Consider the following 22,229-nt stretch of genomic DNA (forward strand, 5'->3'; position numbering starts at 1 on the left):
GGCCGGGGCTGAGTTCCCCGGCTGCGGCTGGTTTTCAGCCGAGGCCAGGCACCACCAGCCCGTCCGGCGTTTGAGGACGAGGCCGTTCAGGCCGATGCGGGGGTCTGGGGGCGCAGCCCCCAGGGACAGGATGGGACGGGTAGGGGCGGCGGGGGCGAAAACCGACAACCGGCTCAGCCGTCGAGTCGTACGACCCGCACGGCCCCCGCGGGCACCGTCAGGCGCCCCGCGGCACGTTCCCCCGTCAGCAACTCGGTCCCGTGCCCGTCCACCGGCACCTTGACGTCCGAGGAGCTGTGGTTGATCGAGAACAGATAGGTGCCCGACTCCCCCGCCCGCCGTACGACCTCGACGTCACGCGGCAGATCGGCACGCGGCGCGATCCCCGCGTCGTCGGAGGCCCAGCCGAGCAGCGCGTCCAGCCCCTGGGTGTCCAGCCGCGTCGACACGTACCAGGCCGAGCCCGCACCCAGCCGGTGCCGGGTCACCGCGGGGTGGCCCTCGGCAGGGCCGTCGGCGTACGTCCACACGGTCTCGGCGTCGCCCGGCACCACGAACTCGGTCCACACGTCACCGGTGAGCTCGGAGCCGTCGGGCCCGGTGACACGGACGCTCTGACCGGGCAGCAGCGGCGAGAACTCCTCGACGGTCAGACCGAGTACGTCCCGCAGGGCGCCGGGGTAGGCGCCCTCGTGCACGGCGTCGTGCTCGTCGACGATGCCGGAGAAGTAGGAGACGACAAGGGTCCCGCCGTTCTCCACGTACGCGCGGACGTTGTTCCCGGCGGCCTCCGTCATCAGGTACAACGCGGGAACGACGACAAGGGGATAAGCCGACAAGTCGGCTTCCGGGTGGGCGAAGTCGACCGTGAGGTGGCGGTCGTAGAGAGCTTCGTAGAAGACGTCGGCGCGCTCCCGGGCGTCGTGGTCCTCGCTGGGGCGCCATGCCAGGTTCTGCGCCCACCAGGAGTGCCAGTCCCACAGGACGGCCACGTCGGCCTGGGTGCGGGTGCCGCTGATCGTGCTCAAGGAGTCCAGGGACGCGCCGAGTTCGACCACCTCGCGCCACACCCGCGACTCGGTGCCCGCGTGCGGCACCATCGCCGAGTGGAACTTCTCGGCGCCGCGCCGGGACTGCCGCCACTGGAAGAACATGGCGCCCTCGGAGCCGCGCGCCACGTGGGCCAGGGAGTTGCGGGCCATCTGGCCGGGGGCCTTGGCGGGGTTGCGGGGCTGCCAGTTGATGCCGGACGTGGAGTGTTCCAGCAGCAGCCAGGGGGCGCCGCCCGCGACGGAGCGGGTGAGGTCGGCGGCCATGGCGAGGTTGACGTGGGTGCGTCGGCCGTCGGTGATGAGGTAGTGGTCGTTGGTGACGAGGTCGACCTCGCGGCCCCAGGCCCAGTAGTCGACGGAGTCGCACTGGCTGAGCGCGGTCATGAAGTTGGTGGTGACCGGGATGCCGGGGGCGAGGCGGTGCAGGATGTCGCGCTCCGCCACGAAGTTCTCGCGCATGGTGGCGTCGGCGAACCGCTTGTAGTCGAGGGCCTGGCCGGGGTTGCCGACCGTGGGGGCCACACGTGGCGGGTTGATCTGGTCGAAGTTTGTGTAGCGCTGGCCCCAGAAGGCCGTGCCCCAGGCCTCGTTGACCGCGTCGACCGTCTGGTACGTGGCCGCCAGCCAGCGGCGGAAGTGCGCGGCGCAGGAGTCGCAGTAGCAGGCCGAGACCGGGACGCCGTACTCGTTGTGCACGTGCCACAGGGCGAGGGCCGGGTGGGTCGCGTAGCGCTCGGCGAGCTTGGTGGTGATGTTCGCGGCGGCCGTGCGGTAGTCGGTGTTGCTGTGGCAGATGGCGCCGCGCGAGCCGAACTCGTAGCGCGTGCCGTCCGCGGCGACGGGCAGGGCCTCGGGGTGCTCGCGGTAGAACCAGACGGGCGGTACGACGGTGGGGGTGCCCAGGTCGGCGCGTATGCCGTTCTCGTGGAGCAGGTCCAGCAGGCGGTCGAGCCAGCCGAAGTCGTACTCCCCCGGTGAGGGCTCCAACAGGGCCCAGGAGAAGATCCCGACGCTCACCATGGTGACGCCCGCCTCGCGCATCAGCCGGACGTCCTCGCGCCAGACGCTCTCCGGCCACTGCTCGGGGTTGTAGTCCCCACCGAAGGCGAGCCCGTTGAGGCCCGTGGGGGTGGTCTCCGGCATGGATTTTCTCCCGTTGAGTCGATCATTTGGGAACGTGCACACACAGCGCCGAGCGGCGTGGGCCCAACATAACCGCACAGCAACAACCATTGACAAGTGTCTTGGATGTTTCTCTACTGTGAACGCTCACAGAGCACAGCACACCGCGCATGGCCGGTCTGCTGATCCAACGCCTTCAGGCCCTTGTCAGGGGAGAACACCCATGCAGTTCACGATGCGCCGACGCCTCGTGGCCACCTCGATCGCCGTCGCCCTCGGTGCCACCACTCTCGCCGCCTGCAGTTCCGACTCGGACGGCAAGGACGCGGCCGGCTCCGGGCCGGTCTCCCTGACCTACTGGGCCTGGGCGCCGGGCATGGACAAGGTCGCCGCGCTCTGGAACAAGGGGCCCGGAAAGGAAGCGGGCATCCAGGTCACGGTGAAGAAGCAGGCCTCCGGCGACGAACTGGTCACCAAGATCATCACGGCGGCCAAGGCCAAGAAGGCACCCGACCTGGTGCAGGCCGAGTACCAGGCGATACCCACTCTCGTCAGCAACGACGTCCTCGCCGACATCACGGACGACACGAAGGGCGCCAAGGACAAGTTCGCCCCGGGCATCTGGCAGCAGGTGACCCTCGGCACCGACAGCGCCTACGCGATCCCCCAGGACTCCGGGCCGCTGATGTTCTACTACCGCGAGGACCTGTTCAAGAAGTACAAGCTGTCCGTCCCCACCACCTGGGACGAGTTCGCCGAGACCGCCCGCAAGCTGAAGAAGGCGGACTCCTCCAAGGCGCTCACCACGTTCTCCGCCAACGACTCCGGTCTCTTCGCGGGCCTCGCCCAGCAGGCCGGCGCGAAGTGGTGGACCGCCGAGGGCCAGAAGTGGAAGGTCGCCATCGACGACGCGGCCACCAAGAAGGTCGCCGACTTCTGGGGCGGGCTGGTCGAGGAGGGCGCCGTCGACAACCAGCCGATGTACACCCCCGCCTGGAACAAGGCGCTCAACACCGGCAAGCAGATCGCCTGGGTCAGCGCGGTCTGGGCGCCCGGCGTGCTGACCACCGCCGCCCCGGACACCGCCGGCAAGTGGGCGATGGCCCCGCTCCCGCAGTGGACGAAGGGTGAGAACACCACCGGCAGCTGGGGCGGCTCCTCCACCGGCATCACCAACGACTCCCAGCACAAGGAGGCCGCGGCCAAGTTCGCCACCTGGCTGAACACCGACGAGGAGGCCCTCGCCGCGATGGTCAAGGACGGCGGCATCTACCCGGCCGCCACGGCCGCCCAGACCGGTGGCGCCCTGTCCAAGGCCCCGGGCTTCTTCTCCGACCAGCCGGACTTCTACACCAAGGCCGCCGAGATCGCGAAGACCACCGCGCCGTCCGCCTGGGGCCCGAACGTCAACGTCGCGTACACGACCTTCAAGGACTCCTTCGGCAAGGCGGCCAAGGCGAAGAAGCAGAGCCAGTTCGGCTCGGCGCTGGCCTCCATGCAGGACGACACCGTCGCCGACCTGAAGAAGCAGGGCTTCGAGGTCGCCGAGTGATGTCCGGTACCACCGTGCACAGCGGCAAGGCGGCGCGCGGCTCCGGCCGTGCGCCCCGCGCCCGTACCCGCGCCACAGGTGGAAGCGTGCGGCGCGCCCCGTACGCGTTCCTCCTCCCCGCCGTCGTCCTGTTCCTGCTGTTCTTCGTCCTTCCCATCGGCTACGCCGTGTACCTCAGCCTCCGCAAGGTCGAGGTCAAGGGCCTGGGCCTGGGCTCCGGCGCCCGCAGCGAGGTCTGGACGGGGCTGTCCAACTACACCGCCGCCCTCTCCGACTCCGAGCTGTTCCACGGCGCCCTGCGCGTTCTCGGCTACGGCGCGATCGTCGTCCCGGTGATGCTGGGCTCCGCGCTGCTCTTCGCGCTGATGCTGGACACCGACCGGGTGCGGCTCACCTCCTTCACCCGGCTGGCGATCTTCCTGCCGTATGCCATCCCCGGCGTGATCGCGGCCCTGCTGTGGGGCTTCCTCTACCTGCCGAGCGTCAGCCCCTTCTACTTCCTGCTCGACCGGGCGGGCCTGCCCCAGCCGGACCTGCTGGACGGCGGACCGCTGTTCGTCGCCCTGTCCAACATCGCGATCTGGGGCGGCACGGGCTTCAACATGATCGTCATCTACACCTCGCTGAAGTCCATCCCGACCGAGGTGTACGAGGCGGCGAAGCTGGACGGCTGCTCCCAGCTGCAGATCGCCCTGCGGATCAAGATCCCGATGGTGGCGCCCTCGCTGGTGCTCACCTTCTTCTTCTCCATCATCGCCACGCTGCAGGTGTTCGCCGAGCCGACCACCCTCAAGCCGCTCACCAATTCCGTGTCCACCACCTGGAGTCCACTGATGAAGGTGTACCAGGACGCCTTCGGCAACAACGACATCTACTCGGCCGCCGCCCAGGCCGTGATCATCGCCGTCGCCACCCTCGTGCTGTCCTTCGGGTTCCTGCGCGTCGCGAACGCCCGCTCCAGGCAGGAGGAAGCCCGATGAGTTCTCTCGCCGTCCACAAGGCCGCCCCTGCGGCCGGCGCCGCACCGGGCGCGGCCTCGGGGCCGCCCCTGCGCCGCCGTGTCGCCCTCGTGCCCACCCTCGTCCTGCTGCTCGGGGCCGTGTACTGCCTGCTCCCGGTCGCCTGGGTGGTCGTGGCCGCCACCAAGTCGGGCAAGGAGCTGTTCTCCACCCTCACCCTGCTGCCGGGCACGGGCTTCGCCGACAACCTCTCGGCCCTGAACGCCTACCGCGACGGTATCTACTGGCAGTGGATGGGCAACTCGGCCCTCTACGCAGGGCTGGGCGCGCTGCTGTCGACCGCGGTCTCCGCCGTCTCCGGCTACGCCCTCGCCGTCTACCGCTTCCGCGGCCGCGAGACCGTCTTCAACATCCTGCTCGCCGGTGTGCTCATGCCACCGGTCATCCTCGCCATCCCGCAGTACCTGCTGCTCGCGAAGGCCGACCTCACGGACTCCTACGCCTCCGTGCTGTTGCCGCTGGTCCTCTCCCCGTACGGCGTCTACCTGGGCCGGATCTACGCCACCGCGGCCGTACCGGCCGACGTGGTGGAGGCGGGCCGGATGGACGGGGCCGGGGAGTGGCGGATCTTCGCGCGGATCGGGCTGCCGATGATGGTGCCCGGACTGGTGACGATCTTCCTGTTCCAGTTCGTGGCGATCTGGAACAACTTCCTGCTGCCGTACATCATGCTGAGCGACGACGAGAAGTTCCCCATGACGCTCGGCCTGTTCACCCTGCTCAACCAGGGCAACGACCAGCCAGCGCTCTACACCCTGGTGATCACGGGCGCGCTGCTCGCGATCATCCCCCTCATCGCCTTGTTCCTGGTCATCCAGCGCTTCTGGAGCCTCGATCTCCTCTCCGGAGCCGTAAAGTCATGACCATGAGCAACACCGGCGGCCGGCGCAAACCGCCGACCATTCACGACGTGGCGCGCGTGGCGGGGGTCTCCCGGGGCACCGTGTCCCGCGTGCTCAACGGCGGTCACTACGTCAGCCCCACGGCTCAGGAAGCGGTCAACGCCGCGATCCGCAAGACGGGGTACGTCGTGAACCGGCACGCCCGCTCGCTGATCACGGGCCGCTCCGACTCGATCGGCTTCCTGCTGACCGAACCGCAGGAGAAGCTGTTCGAGGACCCCAACTTCAACGTCCTGCTGCGCGGCTGCACCCAGGCCCTGGCCGCCCACGACATCCCCTTGCTGCTGATGGTGGCCGGTACGGAGGACGAGCGGCGCCGGATAACGCGGTACATCACGGCGGGCCATGTCGACGGAGTGCTGCTGGTGTCCAGCCACTCCGGGGACCCGGTCGCCGAGGAGCTGCGGGAGGCGGGGGTGCCCCTCGTCCAGTGCGGCAAGCCGATGGGGCGCGGCTCCAAGGTGAGTTACGTGGCGGCGGACGACCGGGACGGCGCCCGTGACATGGTGCGCCACCTGCTGTCGCTGGGCCGCCGCCGCATCGGTGTCGTGACCGGTGCGCTGGACCTTCCCGGCGGTGTCGATCGTCTCGCCGGGTACAAGGAGGTGCTCACGGACGCGGGCATCGAGATCGACGAGTGCCTCATCGTCTACGGCGACTACAGCCGGGCCAGCGGTGAGGCGGGCGCCGAGCAGTTGCTGGCGCGGGCCCCCGACCTGGACGCCTTGTTCGTGGCCTCCGACCTGATGGCTCAGGGCGCCCTGACGGCGCTGCGCCGGGCGGACCGCCGGGTCCCCGAGGACGTGTCCGTGGGCGGCTTCGACGACTCCGTCGCGGCGACGGAGTCCACTCCCCCGCTCACGACGATCCGCCAGCCCTACGACCGGATCAGCGCCGAGATGGTGCGGGTGCTGCTGGCCCTGATCGGCGGCGACGACCCGGCGGCGGTGATCCTGCCGACGGAGCTGGTGCTCCGCGACTCGACCTGAGGACTCCGGCTCCCCGAGCGGGTCCGCCCCAAGACCGGTCAGGATCGAAGAAGCGGGCGCCGCTCCCCCGCCCTAGCGTGGAACTGCCGGCGGAATCCCGTCGGTGCGGACGGATCCCATTCGGAATCCCGTTCGGAATCCCGTTCGGAATCCCGTCGGCATGACAGGACCACGCGAGGAGTACGCCATGACCCACGGCCTCACGACCATCATCTACCCCGTCAAGGACCTCGACCGGGCGAAGGCCCTGTTCAGCGAGCTGCTCGGCACCGAACCGTACGCGGATTCGGCGTACTACGTCGGCTTCAAGGACGCCGGACAGGACGTCGGCCTGGACCCGCACGGCCACTCCAAGGGCATGACGGGACCGGTGCCGTACTGGCACGTCGCCGACATCAGGTCCACCCTGGCGGCTCTGCTCGGCGCCGGGGCCGAGACCCTGCAGGACGTGCACGACGTGGGCGGCGGCAAGCTGATCGCCTCGGTGAAGGACGCGGACGGCAACCTGATCGGGCTCATGCAGAACGCTCCCGCCGAGTAGCGCGCACGCGCCACGACGCACATGCACCACGTCAAGATGCACCTGCACTAGTTGCGCACTCAACAAGCGTTCACTTGTCTGTTACCGTGCAGGTATGGCAGCGAACACGGTCGACACCCGGCTCGAGGACCAGTGGCGGGACATCCTGTCGGTGCACGCGCGCACGATGTGCGAGATCGACCGCGCGCTGCATCCGCACGGCCTCGGCGCCAGTGACTTCGAGGTGCTCGACATCCTCGCCTCGGGCGCGGTCGCGCACACCGGTGAGCAGTGCCGCGTGCAGAACATCGCCGACCGGGTCCACCTCAGCCAGAGCGCGCTGTCCCGTCTCATCGGCCGCCTGGAGAAGGACGGCCTGGTGGAGCGGTCGGTCTGCCAGGAGGACCGGCGCGGGGTGTGGGTGGTCCTCACTCAGAAAGGCCGTGACCTGCACAGCGAGGTGCTGCCCCTGCAACGGGCCGTTCTGTCGCGCATATTGCGGGGCTAGCCCGCCTGAGGCCTCGTGTGCTTCCGGCGGCCGGGGCGGACCCGGCCGCCGGAACCGGGCGGCTCAGCCCTGTGGCCTCGCCAGCAGCGTGCGTACGCCCTCGGAGTCGAGGGTCAGCCCGTGCGGCGAGCTGGCGTCTATGGTCAGCGACAGGTCCGTTTCGGGCCACTGCGACGCCAGGGCCCCGAGGGGCACCAGGCGGTAGCGCGACACGAACGGCAGCAGGTCGGCCATCTCCACCTCGGAGGTGAACACGGGTACGACCTGGTCTCCACCTGCCTGCTCCAGTACCGGAAGCGCCACCGCCGTCGGGTCGGAGGCGTCGTCCTCGCTGGCGTCGTCCGGCACGGGGACCAGCACGTCCGACTCGGCCAGCGTGTCGTACGCACCCGGGTCCCCGGTGTGCAGGGCGAGCGTGGTGAGCGCCTCCTGCGCCGGTGTCACGGCCTGGGGCGCGGTGTTGTCGTTCGAGGGTGTGTCCATGGCAGATCCCCGGGTAGTGGCGGTTGGGCAGCCCAGGACACCGTCCGTCCCGGGCGCAACTCCCGTCGCGTACCCGGCCAGGCCCAGGGCAATCCTGTGCGATGGCTCAAGGTTCGCTGCGACTCAGCAGGTCATGGGACCAGGTCACGGGATCAGGTCACGGGATCAGGGGGATGTCGTCCGACGGCAGGCCCAGCCGGTCGCAGCCGACACGCCGGGCCAGGGGCTCGGCCATCGAGGCGCCGACGTGTGTCCAGTAGGTGGCCGCGTCCCGGAAGTAGCGCTGCATGCGCTGTCCGTCACGGGCGTAGCGGGAGCCCGCCGTGCGGAAGAGGCTGCCCTGGAGCACGTCCCAGGCCATCCGTCCGGCGGTCTGGAAGACGAGAGCGAGGCGGTTGTCCACAGCGGTGGTGAACGGCTCCTCCCCCGAGACGTTGCGGCGGCAGGCCTCCATCCAGTCCTCGGCGTTGCGCTGGAGCGCCGCCTCGGCGGTGTGGATGGCGCCGAGGGCCTCGCCGAGGTGGCGTTGGTAGTCGTGGAGTTCGGCGCGGGTACGGCCGGGGTCGGCGATCAGCGGGCGTTCGGCGAGGATGCGCGCGTATTCGTCGGCCGCCGCGTGGACGATGCCGATGATGATGGCGGCGAGCTCCCCGTGGAAGAAGCTGGCCGCGCGTCCCGCGTACATCGGGTTGCCGTGCAGCTTCGAGCCCGGTGAGCCGCCCTCGACGGGCAGGTCGAGCAGGCTCGCCTCCCGGGTGAGGTACGTGGGCAGGCGGCCCTGGTCGATGCGGATGCTGTTGGAGCCGGTCCCGCGCAGGCCGAGGACGCCGTGCCAGTCGTCGACCACCGTCCACAGCGCGCGCGGGGCGACGAACAGCACGAACGGGCCGGGCGGGTCGCCGGGCTTCTCGGGGGCGCGCAGGGTCTGGCCGACGTAGTGGGTGGAGTGGGGAGCGCCCGAGGCGTACGACCAGGTGCCGTCCAGGACGACATGGCCGTCGCCGTCGGGCCGGGCGACACCGACCGGAGTCGCGGTGGACGCGGCCCGGAACTCGCCGTCGACGCCGAAGATCTCGTCCTGTGCGCGCTCGTCGAAGAGCGTGGCGACCTGGAGGACGTGGGCGGCCGCGAGCGACAGCGCCCAGCCGGTGGAGGGACAGCCGCGGGCGACCTCGGTGACCACGCGGTAGAAGGTGGGCAGGCCGAACTCGTAGCCGCCGTAGCGGCGCGGCTGGAGGGTGCGGTAGAAGCCGGCCCGCAGGAAGTCGTCGTGGGTGGCCTCGGGGTAGTGCGTCAGACGCTCGGTCTCCGCCTGCCGTTCGAGCAGCGCGGGCCGCAGCGCCACGGCCCGTTCGATCAGTTCGGGTTCGGTGAGTTCCGGTTCGGGGGTGGCGATCACTGTGCCTCCTGACGTGTGGGGACGTCGGTGACTGACCCTGGTGCACTGGGGCATCTGCGATTCAACCCAAGGAAGCCCGGCGGCGCACCCACCGGACAGGCCAAGTAACGTCGGCCCGGCGGTCGGTCGAGCCTCCTGACCCCGACCGGTACGACGAGGTGAGAATCGACCAGTAGTGGTGACCCTTGCCCACGCGCCACCGGCAGGGCCGCGCCTAGCGTGGGGCGCATGCCGATGCAACCCTGGTTCACCGACGCCAAGCTGGGCATCTTCATCCACTGGGGCATCTATGCCGTGGAGGGGGTGCCGGAATCCTGGTCCTTCTACTGGGGCGAGGTCCCGCACGAGCGGTACATGAAACAGCTCGACGGCTTCACCGCGTCCAAGTACGACCCGAGCGCCTGGGCGGAGCTGTTCGCCCGCGCCGGCGCCAAGTACGCGGTGCTGACGGCGCGGCACCACGACGGCGTCGCCCTCTGGGACACCGCGCAGGGCGACCTGAGCGTCGTCCGGCGCACCCCGGCGGGCCGCGACCTGATCGCGCCCTTCGTGGACGCGCTGCGTGAGCGGGACCTCAAGGTGGGCCTGTACTACTCCCACTCCGACTGGAACCACCCGGACTACGCGAGCCTCAGGCACCCCGGGATCGACGAGTGGCCGGACACGTATCCGGGCGGCAACGACGCCAATCCGTACTCCCACTCCGAGCGTGGCAAGGAGGACCCGGAGGCCTGGGAGCGCTACCTGGCGTACCGCGACGGCCAGGTGAGTGAACTCCTGCGGCGCTTCCGCCCCGACCTGCTGTGGTTCGACGGCGAGTGGGAGCGCACCGAGGAGCAGTGGCGCATCCGTGAGCTCGCCGAGCTGATCCTGGCGGAGAACCCGAGGGCCGTCCTCAACGCCCGCATGCTCAGCCACGGCGACTACTCCACCCCCGAGCAGGGCGTGCCGCTCCAGGCGCCGGACGGGCCCTGGGAGCTGTGTCTGACGATCAACGACTCGTGGGGTTTCCAGCACCAGGACCACAACTACAAGTCCGTGCGCCAACTGGTGCGTTACTTCGCGGAGACGATCGGCATGGGCGGCAATCTGCTGCTCGACGTCGGGCCCCGGGAGGACGGCACGATCCCCGTCGAGCAGGTCGAGCGGCTGGAGGCTCTCGGTACGTGGATCGGGCGCCACTCCGAGGCCGTGTACGGGACGGTCGCCGGGCTGCCCGCCGGGCACCACTACGGGCCGAGCACACTGTCCGCCGACCGGCGCACCCTGTACCTGACCTGCTTCGACGTGCCGCGCGAGGAGATCTCGGTGCGCGGCCTGCGCAACCGTGTCGAGCGGGTCACGGTCCTGGGCACGGGCACCGAGCTGGGCCACCGGATCATCGGCGGGCTGGACGCGGTGCCGGGCGTGACGTGGATCGACGCGCCCGCGGAGGCCGACCTGGACCCGTACGCGACCGTGCTGGCCGTCGAGCTGGACGGTGAGCTGGACCTCTACCGGGGGACGGGGCGGGACTGAGGGAGGACGTCTACGGGGAGGACGTCTTTCGGGGTACGGGGCGGGACTGGCCGAGCACGTCCTCCACGGTCACGACCCGGATCAGCGGCCGGTACAGGTCCATGATGTGCAGGGCCCTGGCGTGCGAGTCGTCGTTCGCGCCCGCACAGGCGTCGGAGACCACCAGCACCTCCGCTCCGGCGTCGGCGGCGGCGAGCGCGGTGGACAGCACACAGCAGTCGGTGCTGACTCCGGCCAGGACCAGCCGTCCGTCCCTGCCGACGCGCTCGGCGAGATCCGGCCCCCACTTGCCGAAGGTCGTGGCGTCGACGACGTCCCGGGCCCGCGCGGCGAACTCGTCCGTCAGCTCCCAGGCCCGTGCCCGCGGTGGCTGGAGTGCGAAGGGCCACTGGTCGTAATAGGACCGCCAGGCGCCCTCGGGTTCCCGTGGGGCGAGGAAGCGGGTGAAGGTGACGCGTGCGCCGAAGGCCGGCAGCAGACGCCGTACACCCTCGGCGGCCTCGTCGAAGCGGGGCGTCGCCCAGGGGCTGTCGGGCTCGGCGAACACGCGTTGCATGTCGATGACGGCGAGCTGACCGCGTTCCGCCGCCGGCTGTCCGGTGGTCATGCGTCGAGTGTCCCCCGCACGGCCGTCGCGCCCGGGTCCCGCTCCTGCGACCGTACCCGGGCGGGCGCGAGCAGCAGCGTGCCGAGGAAGCCGGTGGCCAGGGCCGCCAGGACGCCCAGGTTGGCGTAGGCCCAGGCGCCTGTCCTGCCACCGAGGCCGAACGGGCCGAGCAGGTAGCCCTGCCACCGCAGCCAGCCGGCGGTCGTGTTGGTGACCAGGCCCCAGCCGAGCGCGGTGGCGGCGAGGGTGAGGAGCAGAGGCTGGGCGGGGAGGTCGCCGTAGCGTCCGTCCGTGCGGAACAGGTCGGCCTCGTCGTAGTCGCGGCGGCGCAGCGCGAGGTCGGCGAGCATCACACCGCACCACGCGGCGATGGGCACGCCCAGCGTGGTCAGGAAGCCCATGAACGGGCCGAGGAAGTCGTCGGCCACGAACACGATGTAGACCGAGCCCGTGATCATCAGGACGCCGTCGGCGAGCGCGGCGACATGGCGCGGCACTCTGAGGCCCGCCGCGAGGAGGGCGAGGCCGGAGGAGTAGATGTCGAGGACCGCGCCGCCGACGAGGCCGAGCACGGCGACGGCCGCGAACGGGATCAGGAACCAGGTGGGCAGGATGGTGGTCAGGGCGCCGATCGGGTCGGCGGCGACCGCGGTGCCCAGCCGGCCGGAGGAGCCCGCCAGCAGCAGGCCGAAGACCAGCAGAAGCAGCGGGGCGACCGAGGCGCCGAAGGCGGTCCAGCCGATCACGCCCCGGCCGGAGGAGGTGCGCGGCAGGTAACGGGAGTAGTCCGCGGCCGCGTTGACCCAGCCCAGGCCGAAGCCGGTCATCATGAAGACGAGGGCGCCGATGAACTCCTGGGCCGAGCCGGACGGTACGGCGCTGACGGTCGCCCAGTGGATGTCGTCGGCGACGAGCGCGATGTAGACGACGGTCAGCACGCCGGTGACCACGGTGATCACGGTCTGCAGGCGCATGATCAGGTCGAAGCCCATCACGCCGACGACCACGACCAGCGCACCCACCAGCACGAGGGCGACCGCCTTGGTCTCGGTGCCGCCGCCGAGGCCGAGCCGCCCGAAGACGGTGGCGGTGGCCATCGTCGCGAGCGCGCACAGCACCGTCTCCCAGCCCACCGTGAGCACCCACGAGAGGACCGCGGGCAGCCGGTTCCCGCGCACCCCGTACGCGGCACGGCTGAGCACCATCGTCGGCGCCGAGCCGCGCTTGCCTGCCACGGCGACGAAGCCGCACAGGAGGAACGAGAAGACGATGCCGGTGGCCCCGGCGATCAGCGCCTGCCAGAAGGAGATGCCGAAGCCGAGGGCGAAGGCGCCGTAACTCAGGCCGAGAACAGAGACGTTCGCTCCGAACCAGGGCCAGAAGAGCGTGCGCGGTGTGCCCTTGCGCTCCGCGTCGCGGATGACGTCGAGACCGTGCGTCTCCACCTGGAGCTGCCGGCCAGTGGGGCTGTTCTCGGGGAAGTCCGCCATCGTCGACCTACCTGTCCAGATGCGTCCAGGTGACGATAAGTCTCCTGACAGAGGACCGTCAAGGCCGCCCCGGCCACCCTCACCGGCACCGCGGGCTTTTCTGTTATTGCCCGCCCCCTCGCCCGTCTCCCGTACGTAGGCACCCTCCCCACGAGAGCCGAGGAACGACGCAGTGAACTATCGGATCAGCCGGCGGAGCATGCTCAAGGCCGCGGGTGCGGCGACCGGCGCGGTCGGTATCGGTATCGGCGCGGGCATGGCCGCCGCCCCGGCGACGGCGGCCGGCGCGCCCTTCGCGCACCCCGGGATGCTCCACACCACAGCCGACCTCAAGCGCATGGCCGCCAAGGTGAAGGCAGGGGCCTCCCCGTACACGGCGGGTTTCGAGAAGCTCACCGCCAACCGACACTCGCAGAGCACCTGGAGACCCAACCCGCAGGCCACGATCTACCGAGGCGCGGGCTCTCCGCAGAACTACACGATCCTGTACAACGACATCCACGCGGCCTACCAGAACGCGCTGCGCTGGCACGTCACCGGCGAGAGCGCGCACGCGGACACCGCCGTGGCCGTCCTCAACGCCTGGTCCGGGAAGCTGACCTCTGTGGCGGGCTCCGCGGACCGGTTCCTCGCGTCGGGCCTCTACGGCTACCAGTTCGCCAACGCCGCCGAACTCGTCCGCGACCACGACGACTTCGACCTGCCTCGCTTCCAGAAGATGATGCGGGACGTCTTCGCCCCGCCCAGCGAGGACTTCCTCAAGAACCACAACGGCGCCGTCATCACCAACTACTGGACCAACTGGGACCTGACGGCCATGGCCTGCGTCCTCGCCGTCGGCATCCTCTGCGACGACCGGGCCAAGGTGGACACGGCGGTCGAGTACTTCAAGCACGGCGAAGGCCTCGGCTCCATCCGGAACGCCATCCCCGTCGTGCACTCCGACGGCCTCGCCGAGTGGCTGGAGGCCGGCCGGGACCAGGGGCACGCCCTGCTGGGCGTCGGTCTGATGGGCACCTTCTGCGAGATGGCCTGGAACCAGGGCATCGACCTGTACGGCTACGACGACAACCGCTTCCTCAAGGGCGCCCAGTACGTCGCCAAGTGGAGCCTGGGCGGGGACGTGCCGTACACGGCGAACACCCGCAGGAAGGGCGCGATCAACGGCTGGTCGGGCTCGGAGACCGCGAGCGGCGCCGCCGGCGTGGACCCGAACATGATGCGCCCGATCTGGGCGATGATCGCCAACCACTACACCAAGCGCAGGGGCCTGTCCGCGCAGTACGTCACGCGCATCACGGCCAGGGCGGCGCCCGAGGGCGGCGGGGGCGACTACGGCCCGAACAGTGGCGGGTACGACCAACTCGGCTTCGGCACGCTGGCGTTCACCCGGGACAAGGCGACCGCGTCCGAGGCTTCGGCTTCCCCGTCCTCGTCAGCGTCGGCGTCGACCGCCGGGTCCGGCTCGTCCAGCAGATCATCCGGCACGTCCAAGTCGTCCACGGAACCGTCCTCCGGCGCGAGCCCCCAGGGCGGGAAGAGCGACACGGACCTCGCCTCCACCGGATCCTCCGACGTCCCTCTGTGGACGGCCGCCACCGGCGTCACCGCCGTCGCCGGCGGCCTCTTGCTGCTCCGCCGCCGTGGACAGACGCGACGCGACCCGGAGTGACCGGGAGGCAGTGACACAAAAAACTGATGCCTGAGCGCAGTCGGGCCCCCTACACTCGCCGTGCACTGCCGTGAGATCGCGGCACGCTTCGAGACAAGTGACGAGTGAGGGGGCCCGACCGTGCTGTACGGCACCGCTGTCGTCGTCCCCCGGTACGACGTGATCCTCGTGTCTTCGTAGACCCGGTGCCGGCCGCGCGGCCCGCACCGGACGGCGGTCACACACAACTCCTCACGCGCAGCATGCTGTTGAGCATGCCCTGCGCCCCCGCGTTGTCGTCCGCCGAATCGCGCTGCCCTACATCTCACTGACGACGAAAGGCCTCGGGCCGTGCGTGCCAACCCACCAACCACCGTCCGGAACCTCGGCATCCTCGCCCACGTGGACGCCGGCAAGACGACCGTGACCGAGCGGATCCTGTACCTCACCGGCGCGACCCACAAGCGGGGCGAGGTCCACGACGGGACGACCGTCACGGACTTCGACTCCCAGGAGCGCGATCGCGGCATCACGATCTTCGCCGCGGCGGTGAGCTGCGTCTGGGACGGCCACCGGATCAACCTGATCGACACACCGGGTCACGTGGACTTCTCCGACGAGGTGACGCGTTCGCTGCGCGTGCTCGACGGGGCGGTCGCGGTGTTCGACGCCGTGGCGGGCGTCGAACCGCAGAGCGAGGCGGTGTGGCGGCAGGCGGACCGGCACGGCGTACCGCGGATCGCCTTCGTCAACAAGCTGGACCGCGCGGGCGCCGACCTCGACGCGGCCGTCGCGTCGATCCGGGAGCGCCTGGACACGGTTCCGCTGGTGGTGCAGCTGCCGGTCGGGCGCGAGGCGGGGTTCACCGGCGTGGTGGACCTGGTGCGGATGCGCTCGCTGGTGTGGGGTGACGGCCGTGACACGTACGAGGAGGGCCCGGTGCCGGAAGCGCTGCGGGACGAGGCGCTCCGGCGCCGCAGGCTGCTGGAGGAGACGGTGGCGGAGCTTCATCCGGCCGCGCTGGAGGAGTTCTGCGCGCGGTCGTCGGTCTCCGACGGCACCCTGGTCGCTGCCCTGCGTGAGGTGACCCTGGGTGGTGGGGGCGTGGTCGTGCTGTGCGGGTCGGCCTACCGCGACCGGGGGATCGAGCCGCTGCTGGAGGCCGTCGTGGCGTACCTGCCGTCGCCGCTGGACGTTCCTCCGGTGCGCGGTACATGGGACGGGGCGGAGGAGGAGCGGGCCGCCGACCCGCACGCACCGTTCGCCGCGCTGGTCTTCAAGGTGACGTCGACCGCCACGGGACGGCTGACCTGTCTGCGGGTCTGTTCGGGAACACTGAGGAAGGGGGACACGGTGCTGGACGCGGTCGCCGGGCGCACCGAGCGGGTCGGCCGGATCCTGCGGGTGCAGGCGGACCGGCACGCGGAGACGGACCTGGCGGTGGCCGGGGACATCGTCGCCGTCGTCGGGGTGAAGTCCGCCCGCGCCGGAACGACCCTGTGCGCCCCGTCGGCGCCCCTGGTCCTCGAACCGCCCACCACGGCCGACCCGGTCGTGTCCGTGGCGGTCGAGGCCCGTCGGAGCCTGGACACCGACCGGCTGGCCACCGCCCTGGCGCGGCTGACCGAGGGGGATCCGTCGCTGGTGGTGCGGACCGATCCCGAGACCGGTCAGACGCTGCTGTCGGGGCTGGGCGAGCTGCACCTGGAGGTCGCCGTGGAGAAGATCCGCCGCGACCAGGGGCTGGAGGTCTCCGTGGGGCGTCCGCGGGTCGCCTACCGCGAGACGGTGGTCCGCGGGGTGTCCGGGCTGGTGTACCGGCATGTCAAACAGGACGGCGGCGCGGGCCAGTTCGCGCAGGTGGTCCTGGAGGTGGAGCCGCTGGAGATCCCCGCGGGGACGACGGGCGACTTCGTCTTCCGGTCGACGGTCGTCGGCGGCCGGGTGCCGCAGGAGTACGTCCGCTCGGTGGAGGCCGGGTGCCGGGACGCGCTGGCCGAGGGACCCCTCGGCGGTCGTCCGGTGACCGGGCTGCGGGTCACGCTGTCCGACGGCGCGACCCACTCCAAGGACTCCTCGGAGATGGCCTTCCGAACGGCGGGCCGGCTCGGCCTGCGGGAAGCGCTGCGCGCCTCGGCCCTGGCGCTCCTGGAACCGGTGGCCGAGGTCACGGTCACCGTGCCCGACGACGCCGTGGGCGCGGTGCTCGGTGACCTGTCGGCGCGGCGCGGCCGTGTCTCGGGCTCGACGGCACGGGGCGGCACCACGGTGGTCACCGCGACCGTCCCGCTGGCCGAACTGTTCGGCTACGCGTCCCGGTTGCGCGGCCGCACCCAGGGCAGGGGCACGTTCACCACGCGTCCCGCCGGGTACGCCCTCGTGCCGGCGGCCGTGTCCCGCACGCTGCTGACGCGGTAGGCGCGTGCTGGACGCCGACCGCCTGAGTGGCCGGTGCCGGTGGCCTGCCCCCTCTACGGGGGGCGGGCCACGTGCGGTCGGTCAGTGCGCGGCCGCCGCGGCAGGGATCCCCAGGTCCCCCTCGACGTACTGGGCGCGGCCGAAGCCGAAGGACCAGTCGGCGGGGGTGTTCTCCACGTACCCGATGAAGACGTCCTCGCCGACCACCCCGACCCGCTCCAGCGAGGCGGCGATGGTCGCGTAGAGCCGCTGCTTGGTCTCGGTCGAGCGGCCGCCCTGCGTGAAGATCTGGATCACCACCCGGTTGTCGCCGCGCTCGAACCCCAGTCCGGCGTCGAGCGCGACGATCCGGCTCGACTCGTGCTCGGTGACGATCTGGAAGCGGTCGCGTTCGGGGATGGCCAGCACCTCCACGACGGCCGTGTGGACGGCGGAGGCGACGGCTCGGATCTGGTCCTCGCTGCGGCCCTTGACGAGATCGATGCGGACCAGGGGCATGGAAAGGCTCCTCGCTCGTGTCGGGGAGCTCTCGTTCTTCGAGGGAGCTCCGACGTGCTCCCAGCGTGCTGCCGCACCGGGCGATGCGTCAAAGACCTGAGTCTTCCTCCAGCGATAAGTTCCTCGAATACAGTGAGGTCATGGAGGTACGTACGCTGCGCTACTTCCTCGCTGTCGCCGAGGAGGAGTCATTCACACGGGCCGCGGCCCGCTGTCATGTGGCCCAGCCCGCCATCAGTCAGCAGATCCGTGCGCTGGAGCGGGAGTTGGGTGAGGCGCTGTTCGAGCGGGACTCGCGTACCGTCCGGCTGACGGACGCGGGCCGGGCGCTGCTGCCGCACGCCCGGGCGGTGCAGGCGTCCGTGGCCGCCGCGAAGGCCGAGTTCGCCGCCCGCTCCGGCCTGCTCACCGGGACCCTGGAGCTGGGGGCGGCCGACGGGGTGGAGAGCAGCAGTCTTCCTGCGCTCCTCGGAACGTTCCACCGGCTCTACCCGGGTGTCGGTGTGCAGCTGGTGGAGGGGTCGAGCGCCGGTCTGATCCCTCAGGTGCGGCAGGGTTCCCTGGACGCGGTGTTCGTGGCCGTTCCGCCCGAGGGTCTCGATCCGGGGTTCGAGCACCGCGTCCTCGTCCGCGACGAGATCGTGGCGCTGGTCGCCGCCGACCGGCCCCAGGCGGAGCAGGCGTCGCTGTCGCTGGACGAGTTCGCCACGGCGCCGCTCATCACCTACGGCCCGGACAGCGGTCTCTACACGCGCCTGCGCACGGCCTTCGAGACGGCCGGGGTGCCCTTCCGGCCCGCGTACGCGACCAACCACGTGGCGCTGCAGCTGGAGCTCGTCGCCGCCGGGGTCGGGATCGCCCTCGCCGCGGGCGCGGTCCGGGGCATCACCCGGGATCCGAGGGTCACCGTCGTGCCGGTGACCCCTCGGATCCCCTACGCCAAGGCGCTGATCTGGCGGTCGGGCCCCCACGCGTCGGCGCCGCTGCGGGCCCTGCTGGACCTGCCGCACCCCGACCAGGGCGCGTGAGGGCTCAGGCGAGCTCGACCAGGAGGTCGCCGCCCTCCACCTGCTGGATCTTGTTGATGGCCAGACGCGAGACCCTTCCGGCCTTCGGGGCGGTGATCGCCGCCTCCATCTTCATCGCCTCGATGGTGGCCACCGTGGCACCGGCCGCGACCTCGTCGCCCTCGGCGACCGCGAGCGTGACCACTCCGGCGAACGGCGCCGCGACATGACCGGGGTTGGCCCGGTCGGCCTTCTCGGTCACCGGGACGTCGGAGGCCGCCGCGGTGTCGCGCACCTGGATGGGCCGCAGCTGGCCGTTCAGCGTGGACATCACGGTGCGCATGCCGCGTTCGTCGGCCTCGCCGATGGCCTCGAAACCCAGGAGGAGCCGGACGCCGGGCTCCAGGTCGACGGCGTACTCCTTGCCCGGGCGCAGCCCGTAGAAGAAGTCCTTGCTGTCGAGGACGCTGGTGTCGCCGTAGCTCTGCCGGTGTGCGTCGAACTCGCGCGTCGGGCCCGGGAAGAGCAGCCGGTTGAGCGTGGCGCGCCGGTCCTTCTCCAGCCCGTCGCGGTCCTCGGCGGTCAGCTCCTGCGTGGGCTTGGGCTGGGCGCGGCCCTCCAGCGCCTTGCTGCGGAAGGGCTCCGGCCAGCCGCCGGGCGGGTTGCCCAGGTCGCCGCGCAGGAAGCCGATGACGGAGTCGGGGATGTCGTAGGAGTTCGGCGTCGCCTCGAAGTCCTCGGGCTTCACCCCGGCGCCCACCAGGTGCAGGGCGAGGTCACCGACCACCTTCGACGACGGGGTGACCTTGACCAGGCGGCCGAGCATGCGGTCGGCGGCCGCGTACATGGCCTCGATGTCCTCGAAGCGGTCGCCGAGGCCGAGCGCGACGGCCTGGGTGCGCAGGTTGGAGAGCTGGCCGCCGGGGATCTCGTGGTGGTAGACACGCCCGGTCGGTGAGGCGAGACCCGCCTCGAAGGGGGCGTAGATCTTGCGGACGCTCTCCCAGTACGGCTCCAGGTCACCGACGGCCTGGATGTCGAGACCGGTGGGCCGCTCGGAGTGGTCGGTCGCGGCGACGATCGCCGACAGGGAGGGCTGCGAGGTGGTGCCCGCCATGGACGCCACCGCGCCGTCCACGGCGTCCGCGCCGGCCTGGACGGCGGCGAGGTAGGTGGCGAGCTGGCCGCCCGCGGTGTCGTGGGTGTGGATGTGGACGGGGAGCTCGAACTCCCTGCGCAGCGCCGACACCAGCTTCGCGGCGGCCGGGGCGCGGAGCAGGCCCGCCATGTCCTTGACCGCCAGGACGTGGGCGCCCGCCTCCACGATCTGCTCGGCGAGGCGCAGGTAGTAGTCGAGGGTGTAGAGGCGCTCGGAGGGGTCGGACAGGTCGGAGGTGTAGCAGAGGGCGACCTCGGCGACGGCGGTCCCGGTCTCGCGTACGGCCTCGATGGCGGGCCGCATCTGGCCGACGTCGTTGAGCGCGTCGAAGATACGGAAGATGTCGATGCCGGTGGCCGCGGCCTCCTGCACGAACGCGTCGGTCACCTCCGTCGGGTACGGGGTGTAGCCGACGGTGTTGCGACCGCGCAGCAGCATCTGGAGGCAGATGTTGGGTACGGCTTCCCTGAACTGGGCCAGGCGCTCCCACGGGTCCTCGGCGAGGAAGCGCAGCGCGACGTCGTAGGTGGCGCCGCCCCAGCACTCCAGGGACAGCAGCTGTGGCAGGGTCCGCGCCACCACCGGGGCGACGGCGAGCATGTCCTTGGTACGGACCCGGGTGGCGAGCAGTGACTGGTGGGCGTCGCGGAACGTGGTGTCGGTGACGCCGATGGTCGGTGACGCGCGCAGCCAGCGGGCGAAGCCCTCCGGGCCGAGGTGGGTCAGCTGCTGCTTGGAGCCGGCGGGCGGCTCGGTGCCGTCGAGGCGCGGCAGTTTGGTGGAGGGGTCGATCAGTTCGGGGCGTTCGCCGTGCGGCTTGTTCACCGTGACGTCGGCCAGGTAGGTGAGCAGCTTGGTGCCGCGGTCGGCGGAGTGACGGGCGGTGAGCAGGTGCGGCCGCTGCTCGATGAAGGACGTGGTGACCCGCCCGGCCTGGAAGTCCGGGTCGTCCAGCACGGCCTGCAGGAACGGGATGTTGGTGGCCACTCCGCGGATGCGGAACTCGGCGACGGCGCGCCGGGCGCGCTTGACCGCGGTGGTGAAGTTCCGGCCCCGGCAGCTGAGTTTGACCAGCATGGAGTCGAAGTGCGCGCTGATCTCCGTACCGGCGTGGGTGGTTCCGCCGTCGAGACGGATGCCCGAGCCGCCGGGCGAGCGGTAGGCGCTGATCCTGCCGGTGTCCGGGCGGAAGCCGTTGGCCGGGTCCTCGGTGGTGATGCGGCACTGGAGCGCGGCGCCGCGCAGGTACACGGTGTCCTGGGAGAGCCCGAGGTCGGCCAGTGTCTCGCCGGCGGCGATGCGCAGCTGCGACTGGACGAGGTCGACGTCGGTGACCTCCTCGGTCACCGTGTGCTCGACCTGAATGCGCGGGTTCATCTCGATGAAGACGTGGTTGCCCTCGCGGTCGAGCAGGAACTCCACGGTGCCCGCGTTGCGGTAGCCGATCTGCTGGGCGAACCGCACGGCGTCGGCGCAGATCCGGTCGCGCAGCTCCGGGTCGAGGTTCGGGGCGGGGGCGAGCTCGATCACCTTCTGGTGGCGGCGCTGCACCGAGCAGTCGCGCTCGAAGAGGTGGATGACGTTGCCCTGCCCGTCAGCGAGGATCTGCACCTCGATGTGCCGGGGCTCGACGACGGCCTTCTCCAGGAAGACGGTGGAGTCGCCGAACGCGGAGGCCGCCTCACGGGACGCCGCCTCGATGGACTCACGCAGCTGGGCGGGGTCCTCGACCCGCCGCATGCCGCGCCCGCCACCGCCCGCGACCGCCTTGACGAACACCGGGAAGCCGACGTCCTCGGCGGCCCGGACCAGTTCGTCCACGTCGGTGGAGGGTGCGGAGGAGCCCAGCACCGGTACCCCGGCTTCCCGGGCGGCCGCCACCGCGCGCGCCTTGTTGCCGGTCAGCTCCAGCGTCTGCGCGCTCGGGCCGACGAACGTTATGCCGGCCTCCTCGCAGGCGCGGGCCAGCTCCGGGTTCTCGGACAGGAACCCGTACCCCGGGTAGACGGCGTCGGCTCCGGCCAGACGGGCCGCGCGGACGATCTCCTCGACGGAGAGGTACGCGCGCACCGGGTGTCCCGGTTCGCCGATCTCGTACGCCTCGTCGGCTTTCAGCCGGTGCAGCGAGTTGCGGTCCTCGTGCGGGAAGACGGCGACGGTCCTCGCGCCCAGCTCATAGCCGGCGCGGAACGCGCGAATCGCGATCTCTCCACGGTTGGCGACCAGCACCTTGCGGAACATGCCCGATCCCTTCAGCCTGCCGGTGACGACACCATCGTGTCGGCGACGCGCCCTGCCGCGCCACGCGAACCCCGGCGCCTCACTCGCAGGTGAG

Annotated in this window: 17 protein-coding genes; 10 read left to right on the top strand and 7 right to left on the bottom strand. The window is 71.0% G+C overall.

The genetic code is table 11. The annotated features are described in order from the left end of the window. Positions 1–173: 173 nt before the first annotated feature. The gene (locus AB0959_RS49635) at positions 174–2,195 is read right to left on the bottom strand and encodes a beta-galactosidase (RefSeq protein WP_366833592.1); all 2,022 of its coding nucleotides are present in this window, start codon (positions 2,193–2,195) and stop codon (positions 174–176) included. A 202-nt stretch (positions 2,196–2,397) separates the two neighbouring features. Between AB0959_RS49635 and AB0959_RS49640 the strand changes: the two genes are divergently transcribed. The 6 genes from AB0959_RS49640 (at position 2,398) to AB0959_RS49665 (ending at position 7,664) form a co-directional block, all read left to right on the top strand. After that, positions 2,398–3,726, top strand: coding sequence for an extracellular solute-binding protein (locus AB0959_RS49640; protein ID WP_366833593.1), 1,329 nt, complete (start codon positions 2,398–2,400; stop codon positions 3,724–3,726). Continuing rightward, positions 3,726–4,706: a sugar ABC transporter permease gene (locus tag AB0959_RS49645; protein ID WP_366833594.1), complete on the top strand. Its 981-nt coding sequence runs from the start codon at positions 3,726–3,728 to the stop codon at positions 4,704–4,706. The genes AB0959_RS49640 and AB0959_RS49645 overlap by 1 nt, the downstream gene beginning before the upstream one ends. Beyond that, positions 4,703–5,608: a carbohydrate ABC transporter permease gene (locus AB0959_RS49650; RefSeq protein WP_366833595.1), complete on the top strand. Its 906-nt coding sequence runs from the start codon at positions 4,703–4,705 to the stop codon at positions 5,606–5,608. Before AB0959_RS49645 ends, AB0959_RS49650 begins: the two co-directional genes overlap by 4 nt. Further along, positions 5,605–6,636 carry a LacI family DNA-binding transcriptional regulator gene (locus AB0959_RS49655; RefSeq protein ID WP_366833596.1) on the top strand — a complete coding sequence of 344 codons (1,032 nt, stop codon included), beginning with the start codon at positions 5,605–5,607 and terminating at the stop codon, positions 6,634–6,636. The genes AB0959_RS49650 and AB0959_RS49655 overlap by 4 nt, the downstream gene beginning before the upstream one ends. A 187-nt stretch (positions 6,637–6,823) precedes the next feature. After that, positions 6,824–7,177 (top strand): VOC family protein, encoded by a 354-nt coding sequence (locus AB0959_RS49660; protein WP_366833597.1) that lies wholly within the window; start codon positions 6,824–6,826, stop codon positions 7,175–7,177. Positions 7,178–7,271: 94 nt separating this feature from the next. After that, a complete protein-coding gene (locus AB0959_RS49665; protein ID WP_366833598.1) occupies positions 7,272–7,664 on the top strand; it encodes a MarR family transcriptional regulator in 393 nt (130 codons plus the stop codon). Between the two features lie 63 nt (positions 7,665–7,727). Here the strand turns inward: AB0959_RS49665 and AB0959_RS49670 are convergent, their stop codons facing one another. Together AB0959_RS49670 and AB0959_RS49675 are read right to left on the bottom strand one after the other, a co-directional pair. Then, entirely contained in the window at positions 7,728–8,147 is a 420-nt protein-coding gene (locus tag AB0959_RS49670; protein WP_366833599.1) for an SseB family protein, read from the bottom strand. A 157-nt stretch (positions 8,148–8,304) separates the two neighbouring features. After that, entirely contained in the window at positions 8,305–9,546 is a 1,242-nt protein-coding gene (locus AB0959_RS49675) for an acyl-CoA dehydrogenase family protein (RefSeq protein ID WP_366833600.1), read from the bottom strand. A 228-nt stretch (positions 9,547–9,774) separates the two neighbouring features. Here AB0959_RS49675 and AB0959_RS49680 point away from each other — a divergent pair, with 228 nt between their 5' ends. Continuing rightward, a complete protein-coding gene (locus tag AB0959_RS49680; protein WP_366833601.1) occupies positions 9,775–11,064 on the top strand; it encodes an alpha-L-fucosidase in 1,290 nt (429 codons plus the stop codon). Between the two features lie 10 nt (positions 11,065–11,074). On the opposite strand, the gene AB0959_RS49685 is transcribed toward AB0959_RS49680, so the two are convergent. Together AB0959_RS49685 and AB0959_RS49690 are read right to left on the bottom strand one after the other, a co-directional pair. Continuing rightward, complete coding sequence (locus AB0959_RS49685; RefSeq protein ID WP_366833602.1) at positions 11,075–11,671, bottom strand: cysteine hydrolase; 597 nt, start codon at positions 11,669–11,671, stop codon at positions 11,075–11,077. Next, positions 11,668–13,161, bottom strand: coding sequence for a cytosine permease (locus AB0959_RS49690; RefSeq protein ID WP_366833603.1), 1,494 nt, complete (start codon positions 13,159–13,161; stop codon positions 11,668–11,670). Before AB0959_RS49690 ends, AB0959_RS49685 begins: the two co-directional genes overlap by 4 nt. Positions 13,162–13,360: 199 nt before the next feature. On the opposite strand from AB0959_RS49690, the gene AB0959_RS49695 reads away from it, so the two are divergent. Together AB0959_RS49695 and fusA are read left to right on the top strand one after the other, a co-directional pair. Continuing rightward, positions 13,361–14,833 carry an alginate lyase family protein gene (locus AB0959_RS49695; RefSeq protein ID WP_366833620.1) on the top strand — a complete coding sequence of 491 codons (1,473 nt, stop codon included), beginning with the start codon at positions 13,361–13,363 and terminating at the stop codon, positions 14,831–14,833. Positions 14,834–15,163: 330 nt separating this feature from the next. Next, positions 15,164–17,230: an elongation factor G gene (gene fusA / locus AB0959_RS49700; protein WP_366833604.1), complete on the top strand. Its 2,067-nt coding sequence runs from the start codon at positions 15,164–15,166 to the stop codon at positions 17,228–17,230. An 81-nt stretch (positions 17,231–17,311) separates the two neighbouring features. Here the strand turns inward: fusA and AB0959_RS49705 are convergent, their stop codons facing one another. After that, complete coding sequence (locus tag AB0959_RS49705) at positions 17,312–17,728, bottom strand: tautomerase family protein (RefSeq protein WP_366833605.1); 417 nt, start codon at positions 17,726–17,728, stop codon at positions 17,312–17,314. A gap of 140 nt (positions 17,729–17,868) precedes the next feature. On the opposite strand from AB0959_RS49705, the gene AB0959_RS49710 reads away from it, so the two are divergent. Continuing rightward, positions 17,869–18,756: a LysR family transcriptional regulator gene (locus tag AB0959_RS49710; RefSeq protein ID WP_366833606.1), complete on the top strand. Its 888-nt coding sequence runs from the start codon at positions 17,869–17,871 to the stop codon at positions 18,754–18,756. A gap of 4 nt (positions 18,757–18,760) precedes the next feature. Here the strand turns inward: AB0959_RS49710 and AB0959_RS49715 are convergent, their stop codons facing one another. Then, positions 18,761–22,135 carry a pyruvate carboxylase gene (locus AB0959_RS49715; RefSeq protein WP_366833607.1) on the bottom strand — a complete coding sequence of 1,125 codons (3,375 nt, stop codon included), beginning with the start codon at positions 22,133–22,135 and terminating at the stop codon, positions 18,761–18,763. Positions 22,136–22,229: the final 94 nt, after the last annotated feature.

Source organism: Streptomyces sp. NPDC046862 (assembly GCF_040704615.1).
GTDB lineage: Bacteria > Actinomycetota > Actinomycetes > Streptomycetales > Streptomycetaceae > Streptomyces.